This window comes from Acidobacteriota bacterium (assembly GCA_020349885.1).
In the GTDB taxonomy this organism is placed as follows: domain Bacteria; phylum Acidobacteriota.
Genome location: CP070701.1, coordinates 647,611 through 664,124, shown reverse-complemented (window position 1 = coordinate 664,124; position 16,514 = coordinate 647,611). Strand labels below are relative to the sequence as shown.

Below are 16,514 nucleotides of genomic sequence, written 5' to 3'. Positions count from 1 at the left end.
TGATTCCTACCGGCCTTTCCGTTTCCGCTCTCGCCTTCGCGACGGGACGCCGCGCAGAGGCTTTGTCCTCGCAGGAGCGCTTCGGCGTAGCGAGGTCGGCGGAAGCACCCTCTTGAGGATTTTTCCCGTGTGCGAGGCCTTCGTGCGGGCCACCTCCTCTGGCGTCCCACTGGCCACGACGCGCCCCCCGTCGGCGCCGCCCTCGGGGCCGAGGTCCACGACGTGGTCGGCGCACTTCACCACGTCGGGATGGTGCTCGATCATGACGACGGTGTGGCCGTGGTCGCGCAGGCGGAAAATTATCTCAAGAAGATTCCGCACGTCCTCGAAGTGAAGCCCCACGGTGGGCTCGTCGAAGAGGTAGAGCGTCTTGGCCTTGGGTGCTAGGCGCGTCGGAAGGCTCTTCATCTCGCGCGCGAGGCGCAGGCGCTGCGCCTCGCCTCCCGAGAGCGTCACGGCCGGCTGCCCCAGGCGCAGGTAGCCGAGGCCCACCTCGTCCAGCGTGGCGAGGAGGGCGCGCACGCGCGGAATTTTTTCGAAGAACCGGAGCGCCTCGCGCACCGTCATGCGCAGGACGTCGGCGATGCTCGCACCCTTGAAGCGGACGTCGAGGGTTTCCTTGTTGAAACCCTCGCCCCGGCACGTCTCGCAGGGCACGAGCTGGTCGGGCATGAAGGCCATGGCGACGCGCCTTGCGCCCATGCCCTGGCAGCTCTCGCAGCGGCCGCCCTTGACGTTGAACGAGAAACGCCCCTTCGTGTAGCCGCGCATGCGGGCCGCGGGGACGGCCGCGAATAATTCCCGGATGGGCGAGAGGACGCCGCTGTAGGTCGCCGGGTTTGAGCGCGGCGTCCGCCCCAGGGGCGCCTGGTCCACGGCCAGGGCGCGGCGGAATTTCTGAAGCCCCGTGATGCGGCGGTGCGCGCCGGGCTTCTCGCGCGCGCGGTGGAGCGCCGCCGCCGCGGCGCGGTGCAGGACGTCCAGCACGAGCGTGCTCTTGCCCGAGCCCGAGACGCCCGTCACCACCGTGAAGCAGCCGACGGGAAAGCGCGCCGTGATGTTTTTTAAATTATTCGCCGAGGCCCTGTGTACCGTCAGCCAGGCGTTCCTCGAGGGGCGCTTCCGCTCGGCGGGAACGGGAATCTTCCTCCTACCGCTCAGGTACCGGCCCGTCAGCGAATCGCCCTCGGCGACCTCCCCGGGCGTACCCTCGGCGGTCACGGCGCCCCCCTCGGCGCCCGCCCCGGGCCCCAGGTCGATGACGTGGTCGGCGCTCCGGATGGTGTCCTCGTCGTGCTCGACGACCACGACGGTGTTGCCGAGGCCGCACATCTCTCTCAGCGTGGCGAGGAGGCGCTCGTTGTCGCGCGGGTGGAGGCCGATGGTCGGCTCGTCGAGGACGTACATGACGCCGCGCAGCCGGCAGCCCACCTGGGTGGCGAGCCGCACGCGCTGCGCCTCTCCTCCCGAGAGCGTCATCGTGGGGCGCGAGAGCGAAAGGTACGAAAGCCCCACGGCGCGGAGGAATTCCATCCGCTCGCAGATTTCCTTGAGCACGGGCGCCGCGATAAGGGCGCGGTTTCCTTCGAGCGAGAAATTTCGCAGCCGGCGCAGGCCTTCTCCTACGTCCATCTCCGCAAGCTCGACGATGCCGAGGCCGCCCACGCGCACGGCGCGCGCTTCGGGGCGAAGGCGGGCGCCGCCGCAGGCCTCGCAGGGAGCGCTACGCATGTAGGGGCCGATCCAGCGCATCCGCGTCTCCTCGCTCCAGTCCTCGTCGAAGAACCACGACTCGGCTTCCCGAAGAGCCCCCTCGTGGCCGTTCGTGCCCTCGAGAAGCGCTTTCCAGGCGCGCTTCGGGAGCTTCTCTATGGGCGTGTCCACGTCGGCGCCGAAGGGCCGCAGCACGGCGTTCAGCTTGCGCAGCGTGCGCGGCGCGGGCCTCTGACCGTACCACGCGAGGCCGCCCTTGCGGATCGAAAGCCTCCCGTCGCGCACCATGCGGTCGGGGTCGGCCTCGTAGCGCACGCCGAGGCCCTCGCACTTTGGGCACTGGCCGCGCGGGGAGTTGAACGAGAAGAGGCGCGGGCTCATCTCGGGCAGGTTGACGCCGCAGCGGGGGCACGCCATCTCGCGCGAGAAGATTTTGTCCTCGCCAGAGTCGAGAAGGTGCACGACGACGGCCTCGGAGGCCTGGGGGCTCTGGCGGGCGAGATTGAGGGCGAGGCGGAGCGAGTCGCGGAGGCGGCCCTCGATGCCGCCCTTCGCGACGAGGCTGTCGACGACGACCTCGATGTCGTGGATGCGCGAGCGCTTCAGCCGGATGCCGCCTCCCAGCTCGGTCATCGCGCCGTCGATGCGCGCGCGGACGAAGCCCATCTCGTACATCTGCGCGAGCTCCTTGCCGTAGATGCCCTTGCGTCCCTGCACGATGGGCGCCATGACGTGGAAGCGCGCCCCCGCGGGGAGCGTCGCGATCTGCTGGACCATTTCGTCCACGCTCTGCGACGAGACGGCGCGCCCGCACGAAGGGCAGTGGGGCGTGCCCGCGCGGGCGTAGAGGACGCGCAGGTGGTCGTAGATCTCCGTGACCGTCCCCACGGTGGAGCGCGGATTGACGACGGTGGTGCGCTGCTCGATGGCGATGGCGGGCGAGAGGCCGCGCAGCGTGTCGTAGGCGGGTTTTTTGAGCTGCTCCATGAACTGGCGGGCGTAGGTCGAGAGCGAGACGACGTAGCGGCGGTGCCCCTCGGCGTAGAGCGTATCGAAGGCGAGCGAGGATTTTCCAGAGCCCGAGACGCCCGTGACGACCACGAGGCGGTTCTTGGGGACGGCGACGCGGATTCTTTTCAGGTTGTGCTCGGCGGCGCCCTCGACGACGAGGCTCTCGGAAGACGGGGCGACCGGCGCGGGAGCCCTCCGCGGCTTTGGCGTGCTCACTGCTCCTCCTTGGTTTCGAAAAAGCCGCGCCCCGGCACGATGCTTCCCAGGACGACCGCCCGGCGGGCGCCGGTGGCCGAGGGGACGTTTCCGGCGCGGCCGGCCATGGTTTCGTTTCCGAGAAGGGCGAACGCGACCGCCTCCTTGGCGTCGGCGGGTACGCCCAACTCCTCGCTCGTCCGTACTGTCAAGTCGAGCCGCTCGCGCAGCAGGGCCATGAGGTGCGTGTTTCGGAGGCCGCCGCCCGAGACGACAAGCTCGCGGAAGCGCTCCTTGGGAAACACGAAATCCTCGAGGGCGCGGGCGATGCTCTCGACTGTAAAATGCGCCGCCGTCGCGAGCATGTCCTCGAACGGCGCGTCGGGCTCCCGCGTGAACATCCAGGAGACGAGCGACTCGCCGAATTCCTCGCGCCCCGTGCTCTTCGGGGGGGGCTGCGCAAGATAAGGGTTCTTCATAAGCTCCGCGAGTAGTTTCTTGTGGACCCGCCCGGAGGCGGCGCGGCGCCCCTCGTGGTCGTACATCTCCCGGCCGCCGCTCACGCGCTCGGCCAGAACGTCGAGCAGGGAGTTGCCGGGGCCGGTATCGAAGCCGAGGACCGCCCCGGGGGAGGCGCCCGCGGGAAGCACCGTGACGTTCGCGATGCCGCCCAGGTTGAGGCAGATGCGCCCGACGGATTCGCTTCGGAACATCAGAAAATCCGCGAAGGGCACCAGGGGCGCGCCCGTGCCGCCCGCGGCCATGTCGCGTGCGCGAAAGTCGCACACGACCGTCGCGCCCGTGCGCTCCGCCATCACCGCCGCCGAGCCGAGCTGAAGCGTCGCCGCGATGTCGTAGCCCATGGCCTGCTCCGGCGTCGGGCGGTGGCAGACGGTCTGTCCGTGGGAGGCGATGAGCGAGATGGATTCCATCGGGACGCCCGCTTTCCGGGCCGCCGCCTTGGCGGCGTCGGAAAACACCTCCCCGAGGAGGACATGCATTTTGGCCACTTCCTCGAGGCACACCGTCTCGCGCGAGACGACGCGGCTCAGCCGCTCGCGCAGCTTGCCGCTGAAGGGAAGGCCCTCGAAGGCCAGAAGGCGCCACTCGGTTTCCACTCCCGCCCCCCGCACCTCCACGAGCGCCGCGTCCACGCCGTCGTACGACGTGCCGGAGATGAGACCCACAATGTGCTTCGGCTCAGGAAGGTTCCAGTGCATGCGCCAAGAAGACCTCCGAGCGCTCGCGGGGACGGGGAGTGTTCCTCACCCCTTCATCAGCGTGGCGCTGGAAATGAGCCGCGAGGCTTCCTCGATCTCGTCGAAGAGGGCGTTGCAGTCGTTGGCCGAGCCGCTGCGCACGGCCTCGTCGGCGCGCTTGAACAACTCCTCCATCTCGCCGCGCTGCTCGCTCCCCAGGAGGTCCTTAAATTCTTCGTAGGAGCGCTTCTGCTGGTAATAAAGCGACTGGAGTCGGCCTCGAACCTGGACGAGCTCGAGGAGCTTTTGCTCCTCCTCGCGGCTTTCCTCGGCGCGCTTGAGTATGCGCTCGATCTCGCCCTCCGAGAGTCCGCTCGAGGGTTGGATGAGGATGTTTTGGGCCTTCCCCGTGGCCTTGTCCACGGCCGAGACGTTCACGATGCCGTTGGAGTCGATCGCGAACGTCACCTCGATTTCCGGCAGGCCCCGCGGCGCGGGCGGGATGTCGCGCAGGTCGAATTTGCCGAGCGAGCGGTTGGCCGAGGCCATCTTGCTCTCGCCCTGAAGCACGTGAATCTCGACCGACGTCTGGTTGTCCAGCACCGTGGTGAAGATTTTCGAGGTTTTCGTGGGCACGGTGGAGTTGCGCTCGATCATGGGCACGCAGACGCCGCCCTGGGTCTCGATGTTGAGCGAGAGTGGCGTGACGTCGAGGAGGATGATGTCCTTGACCTCGCCCTGGAGAATGCCCGCCTGGAGCGAGGCGCCGAAGGCGACCACCTCGTCCGGCGAGAGCGACGCGTTCGGCGCCCGGTTGAAAAGATTGGAGACCTTTTCATGGATCTTCGGCATGCGCGTCTGCCCGCCCACGAGGAGCACCTCGTCAATCTCCTCGGGCCGCAGCTTCGCTTCCTTCAGGGCGTCGAGGCACGGTGTCTCGGTGCGCTCGATGAGGTCCTTCGTCATCTCCTCGAGCTGCGCCCGCGTGAGTTGTTTCTGGAAGTGAAGCACGTTGCCGTCCGCCGCGGTGTGGAGGAAGGGAAGCTGGATGTCCACCTCCGTGGCGGACGAAAGGTCGCACTTCGCCTTCTCGGCCTCCTCGGTGAGCCGCTGGAGCGCCATCGGGTCCTCGCACAGGTCCACGCCGTGCTCGCTTTTAAACCCTTCGATCATCCACTCGACAATGCGCTGGTCGAAATCGTAGCCTCCGAGGAAGGTATCGCCGCTCGTCGAGAGCACCTCGAACACCCCCTCGCCCACGTGGAGCACCGTGACGTCGAACGTGCCGCCCCCGAGGTCGTATACGATGATTTTTCTGCCCTCCTTCATCTCGACGCCGTAGGCGAGGGCGGCGGCCGTGGGCTCGTTCACGAGGCGCTTCACCTCGAGGCCGGCGATGCGGCTCGCATCCTTCGTGGCCTGGCGCTGGGCGTCGTCGAAGTACGCGGGCACCGTCACGATGGCCTCGCGCACCGCCTCCCCGAGGTGATCATCGGCGTACTCCCGGAGCTTGCTCAAAATCATGGCCGAAATCTCGGGCGGGCTGTAGCGTTCCTCCCGAAGGACGACGCGGATGTCGCCGTTTTGGGCGGCTGCGATCTGGTAGGGCAGGTACGGCTTGACCTTCTGCACCTCCGGGTCGTCGAATTTCCGTCCCATCAGGCGCTTCACGGCAAAGACCGTGTTTTCGACATTAAGACGCATCTGGCGCTTCGCAAGCGTGCCGATGACGCGCTCGTTTTTGTCCGTGATGCCCACGACGCTCGGCATGACGCGCCGCCCCTCCTTCGAGGCGATCATGCGCGGCCTATCGCCGTCGAGGTAAGCGACGCACGAATTGGTCGTTCCCAAGTCAATGCCGATGATTTTTGCCATCGTTCAAAACCAATGAAAAACCTTATTAAACTCCTTTCCCGACCAAGGGAGGGATCCCGCACTTCAGTCGAGACACAATTTTCCCGCCTTTCCCGTGGTCTCCTCGCTTCAGCGCGAGGAACCCGCGGAAGGTTTTTTTGCCATAGACTCTACGCCATCGCTTTGCTCACCAGGTGGGCGACGCCGCTCACCGTCCCCAGGACCTTGGAGTATTCCATGCGCGTCGGCCCCACGATCCCGAGCGCGCCGCGCTCCCCCTGCGGCGAACAGTAGGGCACCAGCACGAGCGAGCAGCACCGGAAGGGCTCGTCGGGATTTTCGGTTCCGATAAAGACCGCCTTGCCCGGCCGGGCTATGCATGCGCCCAGGAGCTCGACGATTCGCTTCTTCTCCTCAAACGTGGCCAGAAGCGCGCGCATTTCCTCGACCTCGATTTCTCCGCCGTCGAGAAGGTTCTCCGTGCCCTCCACGTAGAGGTCGGAGCTTTCGGTTTCGTCCTCGAGGCACCTCTGCCCGAGCGCCAGGGCGCGCCGGCGAAGCGTGTCGTACCGCGCGCGGTCTTCGGCCATTTTTTCGAGGAGGCGCCCGCGCATCTGCCGCAGCGTCAGGCCGGCAAACTCCTCCTTCAGAAACCTTCCCGCGCGCTGGAGGTCCTCGGCGGAATAGGGTTCCGGCACGTCGAATGCCTTGTGGTGCACGAGGCCGCTTCCCGCAACGAAAACGGCCAGAACTCTTCGGGGGGAGATTGCAAGAAATTCCATGTGCTTGAGCGGCGCGTCGGCGACGTTCGGCGCGAGCACCATGCCCACCTGGTGCGTCAGATCCGCCAGGAGGCGCGACGCCCGCGCGAGAAGCGTTTCCCGGTTCTGTGAGTGGTGGAGCCAGTCCTCGCGGCCTTCCACGGAGATCGGCTCGACCCCGCCCCGGGCAAGGATCCGGTTCACGTAGAAGCGGTAGCCCTTGTCCGTGGGAACGCGCCCCGCCGATGTATGGGGCTTCGAAAGATAGCCTTCCTGTTCGAGGTCGCTCAGGACGTTGCGCACCGTGGCCGCACTGAGACCGTAGCGGCCGCGGCGCGCCAGACGGCGCGAGCCCACCGGGAGGCCGCTCTGGATGTAGGCTTCGACCGCGTCCCCCAGGATGCGCTCACCGCGTTCCTCGAACGTCTCACTTGAACGAATCCCGGCCGAAACCTGCTTCGCGGGACTCTGCGGGTCAATTACCATATGCTTACACTCCGTTTACCCCGAATGTCAAAATATAAAGGATTTTTGAACGCTCGTCAAGCTCCTCCCTTCCCGAGAAACGGGTTGTTCCGGAGAATTGGAAATGTAACGGGCACCCAAGAATTTTCAAAACCATCCGCGGGCGCGCGGGCGCGTTTGACACGCTGCCCATTTAAGCGGTAGTATGGCTCCGATGGCACCCAAGCGCAGGCTTTCCGCGACGCTGTGCGTCTTGTTGCTTCTTTCGGCCACGGCATGGTTCGGCTGGAGCTGCTCTAGGGAGCGGTCGCTGTCTCCCGTGCCGACCAGCCTGGAGGCCATGACAGACCTTATTTTCGACCAGATTGACTACCTTGAGAGCCGAAAGGACGTCGTCTGCTGGTCCAGCTTCTGCAAGCTTGATAACTTCATGGCCCGGAAACCGCACTCCCCGACTGCCGTGCTCGTGAAAATTCATGCCATGCAGATCCTGGCCGACCAGATCTGGGAAAAAGCTTCCCTTGAAGCCCAGGGGACGCACGTGACCCCGGAAGACCTCGCCCGCGTCGTCCAAAAGGGCGATTTTCACGACCTGCCACCCTTTCCCATCCAAGGAATGGAGGGAAAATTCGAAGAAATCGGGTTCAGCGATTTTTCGGACTACCGCACCACGAGCGAGCACTGGCGAATTCTTCTCTCCGTAATTGCGGACGCCGTCTGCGGGATGGACCTTTACGAGGAGCGTCCGGTGCTGCTGAAGCCGCTTGCCGAAGAGGCCGCCGTGGAGATCTCAGGCGTCGTCTCGTCCCTGGCGCTCGAGCTGCTGCAGGAGTCCTCGCGCATGGCCCGAGAGGACAGGAGCACTCACGTGGAGGGCTGGCACGTCCGCGAAGCGTTCAAGCGCACGGCGAAACAGCACGGTTTAGCGGTTCCCTCAACCCTGAAGCCCACGATTCGAGAGGGCGGGGCCGCGGAGACCAAACAGCTTGGAGAGCGGGAGACCGAATTTCTCCGTACCTTGACGCAGAAGATGATTCACCAGAAAATCAAATCCCTCCGGCGGTTCAACGCCGGGGCGGTCGAGGAGAACGTCACGCGATTCATCAACGCCCTTTCGATCGTTCCCGTGGACGAGCGGGGCGTCGACTACCTGGTCGAGCAGCTTCGAAAATTCTACATCGACCTTGCGGCCGACTGTCCGGGGGGGTTGATTGACGAAAAGGATTACGAGCGAATCCACCGCGGGCTTCCCTACCGCCTTCTCCTAAACGGCGACGTGCTGCTGACCTTTGGGCCCTACGGCTGGACGGAGGGCCAGCGGGGACCGAATCCATACCTCAAGGTGGACCTCAGCGAGTTCAAAACCATTACCCTAATTGAGCGTGATATGGACGCGATGCGCGACAACGCCCTTCACTGGCAGATCCTCGACGAGGTCTGGCAGCAGGGAAAGGGAAAGCCCATGACGCCCTTTGCGGCCGAGTTCATTTCCGAGGCCGTGTCCATCCTGGCCACCTACTACCTGGTGGGAGCGAGGGAGCTGGCCAGAGCCGCGGACAAATCCGTGGTCACGGACGGGGACCTTGCGGATCTCACGAAGATGAAAGACCACTTCGTGCCCCCGGAAGTCATGGAGCCGTCTTGGGGCGAGGACCGCAAGCGTGAAAAAGAGGCCCTTCTCCGAATCTATTCTCCTCCCCTCTTCACGGACGTCACGAAGGCTTCGGGAATTGATTTTCGTCACGAGTCCCACTCAAAGACCGAGGACACGCAATTGACGGGAGACGGCAAGCCCAAGTATTCGGGCGGCGGCCTCGCGGTGGGTGACGTGGACGGCGACGGCCGGATGGACGTTTACCTCGTAAGCGGCCGGGACAACAAGCTCTACAAAAATAACGGCGATGGAACGTTCCGCGACATTACGAAGAAAGCAGGCGTCGCCGATTCGTCGGAAGGCCGCGCGGCCTTGTTTGCCGACATCGACAACGACGGGGATTTGGACCTTTTTCTGGCGAATGTCTTCGGAGCGTCGCGGCTTTGGAAAAATGATGGGGATGGGCATTTTACGGATGTGGCCGAAGGATCGGGGATTAAGCCGCCTTCGGTGCCGGGGTCAGCGTTCTTTTTTGATTACGACAAGGACGGCGACCTGGACTTGTACGTGGCCGGCTACGGGCCGTGGGATCGGGGCACCATGCCGACGCTCGGCGCCCGCAACGGCTACCCGAACAAACTCTTTGAAAACAGAGGGAATTGGAAGTTCGCCGACGTGACGGAGAAGGCAGGCGTCGGGGACGTGGGCTGGGGTCACGCGGCGGCGGCGTTCGATTTCGACCGGGACGGCGACGAGGATATTTACGTTGCCAACGATTTCGGCGCGAACGTCCTGATCAAGAACCTGGGAGACGGAACGTTTCGCGACATTTCCCACGAGGCCCTTCCGTTCGACCGGGGCCACGGGATGAACGTAAGTTTCGTGGACGTGAACGCGGACGGGTTCATGGACATGTACGTCTCAAACATTGACCTCTATTCCTCGAAAGTCAAATACCGCTTTCCACGAAGCGAAACGTTTTCGAACGTCACGGACGCGATTCTTCAGGGGATTCGCTACACGGAGGACAATCGCCTGTATGTGAATGTAAAGGGGGAGTTCTTCGTGGACAAGATCAACTGGTGGTTCGAGCCCGGAGAGGAAGGCTGGTGCTGGCATGCCGGGTTCTTCGACTACGAGAACGACGGCGACTTCGATATGTACGTGGCCAACGGGTGGAGAAAAAGCATACACATGTACCGGAACAAATTCTTCCTGCTCCACAACGGCTACTACTATCACATGAGTGCGGGTTCGCCCGAATCCTTCGCGGGGACGAGCCGCAGCTTCGCGAGCTTCGACATGGACAACGACGGGGACCTCGACCTGGTCGTCAACAATTATCATGACAAGGCGATGGTCCTGCGAAACGAGCAGAAGGGCGGCAACCGCTGGCTGAAGCTCCGGCTCCGGGGCACGGCGGACAATCGAAACGGCGTGGGGGCGGAGGTCGTTGTGAAGGCCGGGGACCTGGTAATAAAAAAGCACGTCACGTGCGGGCTCGGGTTTTTGTCGCAGGAGCCGGAAATTCTGCACTTCGGCCTCGGGCGGAACGGCGAGGCGGACGAGGTCCGGGTGACGTGGCCCAACGGCACGAGCCAGGTCGTGAAGGGCGCCGCGTCCAACACCCTTGTGACCATCGCCCAGGGGACGTAGCGCGGGGCCCGCCGATTCGCTTCCCGGAGCTCCGCGGGTCAAGCTGGCTTACCATGCCTGCGCTCCGTTTACCCCGAATGTAAAATATAAAAGATTTTTTGGGCGCTCGTCGAGTTCCCGCCTTACCTGAAGAGCCGGTTGTTCCGGAGAATTGGAAACATATCGGGCGTCGAAATTAATTCTCAGCCCATCTCGCCGAGACCATTCGCGGGCGCGCGGGCGCATTTGACGCTCCCCCCTTATAAGCGGTAGCATGGCTCCGATGGCACCCAAGCGCAGGCTTTCCGCGAAGCTGGTCGTCTTGCTGCTTCTTTCGGCCACGGCATGGTTCGGCTGGAGCTGCTCAAAGGGGTCGCAGTCTCCCGTGCCGGCCAGCCTGGAGGCGATGGCGGACCTCGTCTTCACCCAGATTGACCGCCTCGAGAGCGAAAGGGACGTCGTCTGCTGGTCCAGCTTCTGCAAGCTCGACAACTTCATGGCCCAGAGGGTGCACACCCCGACCGCGGTGCTCGTAAAAATTCATGCCATGCAGGTTCTTGCCGACCGGGTTTGGGAAAAAGCCTCCCTCGGGGCCGATGGGGCGCACGTGACCCCCGAGGACCTCGCCGGCGTCGTCCGGGGCGATTTCGACCGGCCGACCGCCGACCAAATCGAGGAGGCGCAGGTGCGGCTCGAGGAATTGGGGTTCAAGGATTTTTCGGACTACCGCTCGACGAGCGAGCACTGGCGGATTATCCTCTCCGTCATTCAGGACGCGGTGTGCGGGATGGACCTCTACGAGGAGCGCCCCGTGCTGCTGAAGCCGCTCGGCGAGGAGGCCGCCGTGGAGCTCTCGGGCATCGTCTCGTCCCTCGCGCTCGAGCTGCTGCGGGAGTCCTCGCGCATAGCCCGGGAGGAGAGGAATCCCAGCGTGGAAGGCTGGCACGTCCGCGAGGCGCTCAAGCGCGTGGCGGAGCGGCACGGCCTGGAGGCCCCGCCGACCCCGGAGCCCACGCTCTGGGAGGGCGGCTTTGCGGAGACCAGACAGCTTGGAGAGCGGGAGGTCGAATTTCTCCGTGACCTGACGGAGAAGATGATTCACCAGAAGATCAAATCTCTCAAGCGGTTCAACACCGCGGCGATCGAGGAGAACATCGAGCGATTCATCAACGCACTCAAGATTGTTCCCGTGGACGACCGGGGCGTCGAGTATCTGGTAGAGGAGCTTCGAAAATTCTACATCGACCTTGCGGACGACGTCCGGGGGCCCCTGATCGACGAGAAGGACTACGAGCGAATCCAGCGCAAGCTTCCCTACCGCCTGCTCCTGAACGGCGACGTGGAGTTTACGTTCGGCCCCTACGGCCGGATCGACAGCACGCCGTATGCGGACCCGCACATAGACGTGGACCTCAGCGAGCTCAAAACGATTATCCTTATCGAGCGCGACATGGACGCCCTGCGCGACAACTCCCTTCACTGGCAGGTCCTCGCCGAGGTCTGGCAGCAGGGACAGGGGAAGCCCATGACGCCGTTTGCGGGCGAGTTCATCTCCGAGGCCGTGTCCATCCTGGCCGTCTACTACCTGGTGGGAGCGAGGGAGCTGGCCAAGGCCGGAGGAAAAACCCTGATCACGGACAAGGACCTCGCGGAGCTCACGAGGATGAGAGACTTAATCCTGGTCCCGGAAATCAGGCAGCCGCCGTGGGGCGAGAAGCGCAAGCTCGAAAAAGAGGCCCTTCTCCGGACCTATCCTCCTCCCCTCTTCACCGACGTCACGCGGGGTTCGGGAATTGATTTTCATCACAGGTCCAACACGAAGACCGAGAACACGCAGTTGTCGGGGGAGGGCAAGCCCAAGTTCGCCGGCGGCGGCCTCGCCGTGGGCGACGTGGACGGCGACGGCCGGATGGACGTTTACCTCGTGAGCGGCCGGGACAACAAGCTCTACAAGGGCCTCGGGGACGGAAAATTCCGGGACGTCACCGCGGAGGCGGGCGTCGCCGACTCGTCCGAGGGCCGCTCGGCCCTGTTCGCCGACGTGGACAACGACGGGGACCTGGACCTTTTCCTGGCTAACGCCCTCGGGGCGTCGCGGCTCTGGGAGAACGACGGGGAGGGAAAATTCACCGACGTCGAGGCGTCGGGGGTCGAGGCGGCCCCTCCCATGCCCGGGATGTCGTTCTTTTTCGATTACGACAGGGACGGCGACCTGGACCTGTTCGTGAGCGGCTACGGGCCGTGGGAGAAGAAGATCAATCCCACGCTCGGGGGCCGGAACGGATACGCGAACATGCTTTTCGAGAACAGGGGCGGCCTGAAGTTCGCCGACGTCTCGGAGAGGGCCGGCGTGGCGGACACGGGCTGGGCCCAGGCGGCGGCGGCGTTCGATTTCGACCGGGACGGCGACGAGGACTTCTACATCTCGAACGATTTCGGCGCGAACGCCCTGTACGAGAACCTGGGGGACGGGACTTTTCGAAACATCACGTCGGACGCCCTCACGTACGACCGGGGCCACAGCATGAACGTGAGCTTCGTGGACGCGAACGCGGACGGTTTTCCTGACATGTACGTCTCGAACATCGACCTCTACACCACCAGAATCAAGTACCGCTTTCCGCGGGGCGAGACCTTTTCCAACATCTCGGACGCCATCCTCCAGGGGATCCGCTACATGGAGGACTGCCGTTTCTTCATCAACAAGGGAGGAAAATTCTTCGTGGACAAGGCCAACTGGTGGTTCGAGCCGGGCGAGGACGGCTGGTGCTGGCACGGCGGGTTCTTCGACTACGAGAACGACGGCGACCCCGACATGTACCTGTGCAACGGGTGGAGGCCGGACGCGCACGTGAACCGCAACAAGCTCTTCCTGAACCAGAACGGCTATTACTATCACATGGACGCGGGCTCGCCCGAGTCCTTCATGGGGACGAGCCGCAGCTTCGCGAGCTTCGACATGGACGACGACGGCGACCTCGACATGGTCGTCAACAACTTCCACGACAGGGCGACGGTCCTCCGGAACGAGCAGAAGGGCGGCAACCGCTGGCTGAGGCTCCGGCTCCGGGGCACCGAGGACAACCGGAACGGCGTGGGCGCGGAGGTCGTCGTGCGGGCCGGGGACCTGGTAATCAGGAAGTACGTCACGTGCGGCCTGGGGTTCTTCTCGCAGGAGCCGGAGATTCTCTATTTCGGCCTCGGGCGGAACACGAGGGCGGACGAGGTCCGGGTGACGTGGCCCAACGGGACGAGCCAGGTCGTGAAGGGCGCCGCGTCCAACACCCTTCTGACCATCACGCAGGAGACGTAGCGGGGCCCGCCGGCTCTCCCCGCGGCACCCATGGACGAGCTCCGGGACTGGCTGCGGTTCTACCAGGATTTGGGGATCGGGGAAATCCGCCTGGGCGCGGGCGCGGCACGTGCGGCGGGGGCTCCGTCCCGTCCCAAGGGCGAGGTGCTGGCCGAGTGGGCGAGCTGCGTCGCGACGTGCACGAAGTGCCGCCTCCACGCCGAGGGACGCGCGCAGACGGTCTTCGCGGACGGCGGGCCCGGGGCGGAGCTGATGTTCGTGGGCGAGGGCCCGGGCGCCGAGGAGGACCGCCGGGGAATCCCCTTCGTGGGCCGGGCCGGGCAGCTGCTTACGAAAATAATCGAGGACGGGATGAAGATGCGCCGCGCCGACGTCTACATCGCAAACATCGTCAAGTGCCGCCCCCCGGGGAACCGCACCCCGCGCCCCGACGAGATCGACGCCTGCATGCCGTACCTCCACAAGCAGATAGAGATCGTGGACCCCAAGGTCGTCGTGGCCCTGGGCGCCCCCGCCGCGAACGCGCTCCTCGGGGCGTCGCTCCCCATCACCCGCATCCGCGGCCGCTTCCGCGACTTCCGCGGCCGCCTCCTGATGCCCACCTTCCACCCCGCCTACATCCTGCGCAACCCGGCCAAGAAGCGCGAGCTCTGGCAGGACGTCAAGAAGGTCATGGCGAAGCTCCGGGAAAGGGCGGGCAGATAAGAGCTTGCCCGCCAGCTTGTTAGGGCGGGACATCGATTTCAGGGGTGCTTTGGGGGGGGGTATTGAGTCAAGGAGCGGAGACTATCGGGGCATGCACTTGTCCACTGCCTTGAGAAGTTGACACCCTGAATCAATAGCCTTTTTCACGTGCCTGGAAACGATCCTAGAATTTAAAGGGAGCGCTTTCCCAACCTTTAATCTTCGTTTAGTGCGTCTAAGATAATTTTCATCTATTATTCCTGCGTTGTGCACAATCACGTGTCGAGAAGCTTCTAGATGAGATAGGCCCTTAACATCGAATATTCGTTCGAACATCTTTTTGTTATCGAAAGCGTAAACATAAGCCTTCTTGATGCCGGTTACTCCGGTAAAATCAAATTTCCCGCTCAATAAAGTGCCCATACAATTTCTAACATCAAATCCGTGTTTCGCGAGCAAATCTGTGGAAATCGTCTTGCTTGTAATGTCACCAGAAGGACTACTTTCCTTTAGAATCTTCATTGCGCGTTTAGCTAGAATATCACAATTAGAATTTAAGGCCGCAATCCAAATATCCTTAGAAAGAGCTTCAAAGATTGTCCACGATGTTACCGTTATAGCGCGCAATAGATTTATGACCGCTTGCCGCATGTCCGACATATTCAAAATATGTTCTATCTTGAACTCTACTTCTTTCTTAATCGCTTCTTTTCCCGCCGCACTTTCACTGTATTTCCTAAGTTGTCGATCCGCTTCTTGGTGGATTCGTCTGTGCTCTGATTTTGTGAGGGGCTTCCCTTTTCCTAAATTCTTTTTAATCTTAAGAATCGCCCCAGGTATAAAAGCCGTATGCCTTGTTTCGAACACTCCCGTGTATAACAAGACAACTGGGAGACCACACAGCATAATTAAGTCTTCTACGTTCCTTGCAAATACCTGAGCGTACGGCTTGATTGTTTTTGTCCGTATCTTCTGAGCACATTTCTCAACTGTATCGTGATAATTCTCGACTTCGAGAATATTTCGTTGAAATATCAACTCTGTTTTCTTTTTGTGGCGTCTTCGCGGTTTCTTTGTCATTGGCGATACCCCACCAGCCATTTCCCGATCCTCTTGTCAATCGCTTCCAACGCTTCCATCGTTTTGCGGTGCCTTACCGCGACAAAACCATTGCCGGCATACTCCTCTGCACGGCAACCACTTCCAGCGTGTCCTTTTTGAGGTAAATGTGGAAGCCACAACCTGACCCAATGCATGCTTCACCCTCTAGCTTTGGGTTCCGGTGATAGAGCACCTCATACACATCGGTATTGAATTTCAATTCTTCGACGACGAGAATCCCGTAGTTCACAAACTGAATGTAGTTCTCCCAGAACACTTCTTCCCCCAGTTCCGTGCGGCAGAACTTTTCGCAAGCCGCATGAATCTTCTCAATCTCCGCCTGTGGAAGTTTAACCTCCTCCCACGCAACATCAAGCTTGCCGCACCAATCCCCCCGTGTCGACATTGTTTCTTTGTCGACGGGAATGTGTGCGTAAGAAGTATAAATTGCCGGTTCTGAGATTTTGGCACCAGGAAGGAGTTCATCCACCGCGCTCTCAAGGTAGAACACATGATAGGCCTCAGAGTCTTCTTCAATGAGCACCCTGGAAAAAAATGTCTTCCAGGGATCTTGTTGGCCGCTTATAAGCCGCTTATAACAAGGGCGCGTTATCCGGATGAGTTGCTGCTCCGTCTGGGAGTAAGGGTGGAGGTCGATTCGAGCACGCGGGGCGCATTGCAGGCACAGAACAGCCAAGAATAGAAATATTAAGCTAATTTCTATTGTTTTTCTCATACAAAGGCATGCTACCACACCCTGTTTTGTGATTCCTGCAATGTAGCGCACCACCAAAGCACGAAACGGCCCCCGACCCGTCGGGGTTAATTTTTTCGTAGTGGTTTGGGCGGCGTAGCCGCCAGGGATCAGGGGCCAGACGTTCCACCACGCGTCATCCCGACTGAAACGGAGGGATCGGTTTTCTTGCGGCGTGACAAGACGATTCCTCGACAAAGCCTCGGAATGACACGAGGGAGGCGGGCCGGCAACC

Annotated in this window: 9 protein-coding genes; 3 read left to right on the top strand and 6 right to left on the bottom strand. The window is 62.5% G+C overall.

Annotation, left to right across the window (positions count from 1 at the left end; all coding sequences use genetic code 11):
* Nucleotides 1-6 precede the first annotated feature (6 nt).
* The 4 genes from uvrA to hrcA all read right to left on the bottom strand — a co-directional run bounded on the left by uvrA (nt 7) and on the right by hrcA (nt 7,219).
* Nucleotides 7-2,940, bottom strand: coding sequence for an excinuclease ABC subunit UvrA (gene uvrA, locus JSV08_02860; GenBank protein ID UCF81369.1), 2,934 nt, complete (start codon nt 2,938-2,940; stop codon nt 7-9).
* Entirely contained in the window at nt 2,937-4,139 is a 1,203-nt protein-coding gene (locus JSV08_02855) for an anhydro-N-acetylmuramic acid kinase (protein ID UCF81368.1), read from the bottom strand. The genes uvrA and JSV08_02855 overlap by 4 nt, the downstream gene beginning before the upstream one ends.
* Before the next feature lie 45 nt (nt 4,140-4,184).
* Entirely contained in the window at nt 4,185-5,993 is a 1,809-nt protein-coding gene (gene dnaK, locus JSV08_02850) for a molecular chaperone DnaK (GenBank protein UCF81367.1), read from the bottom strand.
* A 149-nt stretch (nt 5,994-6,142) separates the two neighbouring features.
* On the bottom strand, nt 6,143-7,219 hold the full coding sequence (gene hrcA / locus JSV08_02845; protein UCF81366.1) for a heat-inducible transcription repressor HrcA: 1,077 nt from the start codon (nt 7,217-7,219) through the stop codon (nt 6,143-6,145).
* Between the two features lie 184 nt (nt 7,220-7,403).
* On the opposite strand from hrcA, the gene JSV08_02840 reads away from it, so the two are divergent.
* From JSV08_02840 to JSV08_02830, 3 genes are all read left to right on the top strand, one after another.
* Nucleotides 7,404-10,448, top strand: a complete 3,045-nt coding sequence (locus JSV08_02840) for a CRTAC1 family protein (GenBank protein UCF81365.1) — start codon at nt 7,404-7,406, stop codon at nt 10,446-10,448.
* A gap of 253 nt (nt 10,449-10,701) precedes the next feature.
* A complete protein-coding gene (locus JSV08_02835; GenBank protein ID UCF81364.1) occupies nt 10,702-13,740 on the top strand; it encodes a CRTAC1 family protein in 3,039 nt (1,012 codons plus the stop codon).
* Between the two features lie 30 nt (nt 13,741-13,770).
* Nucleotides 13,771-14,445 (top strand): uracil-DNA glycosylase, encoded by a 675-nt coding sequence (locus JSV08_02830; GenBank protein UCF81363.1) that lies wholly within the window; start codon nt 13,771-13,773, stop codon nt 14,443-14,445.
* An 81-nt stretch (nt 14,446-14,526) separates the two neighbouring features.
* On the opposite strand, the gene JSV08_02825 is transcribed toward JSV08_02830, so the two are convergent.
* Nucleotides 14,527-15,525: a hypothetical protein gene (locus JSV08_02825; GenBank protein UCF81362.1), complete on the bottom strand. Its 999-nt coding sequence runs from the start codon at nt 15,523-15,525 to the stop codon at nt 14,527-14,529.
* Nucleotides 15,526-15,577: 52 nt separating this feature from the next.
* Entirely contained in the window at nt 15,578-16,069 is a 492-nt protein-coding gene (locus JSV08_02820) for a hypothetical protein (GenBank protein UCF81361.1), read from the bottom strand.
* Nucleotides 16,070-16,514 lie beyond the last annotated feature (445 nt).

Coding starts and splice junctions, on each gene's coding strand:
- JSV08_02830 (UCF81363.1), top strand. CDS start 13,771: ATGGACGAGCTCCGGGACTGGCTGCGGTTCTACCAGGATTTGGGGATC.
- JSV08_02840 (UCF81365.1), top strand. CDS start 7,404: ATGGCTCCGATGGCACCCAAGCGCAGGCTTTCCGCGACGCTGTGCGTC.
- dnaK (UCF81367.1), bottom strand. CDS start 5,993: ATGGCAAAAATCATCGGCATTGACTTGGGAACGACCAATTCGTGCGTC.
- hrcA (UCF81366.1), bottom strand. CDS start 7,219: ATGGTAATTGACCCGCAGAGTCCCGCGAAGCAGGTTTCGGCCGGGATT.
- JSV08_02835 (UCF81364.1), top strand. CDS start 10,702: ATGGCTCCGATGGCACCCAAGCGCAGGCTTTCCGCGAAGCTGGTCGTC.
- JSV08_02855 (UCF81368.1), bottom strand. CDS start 4,139: ATGCACTGGAACCTTCCTGAGCCGAAGCACATTGTGGGTCTCATCTCC.
- JSV08_02825 (UCF81362.1), bottom strand. CDS start 15,525: ATGGCTGGTGGGGTATCGCCAATGACAAAGAAACCGCGAAGACGCCAC.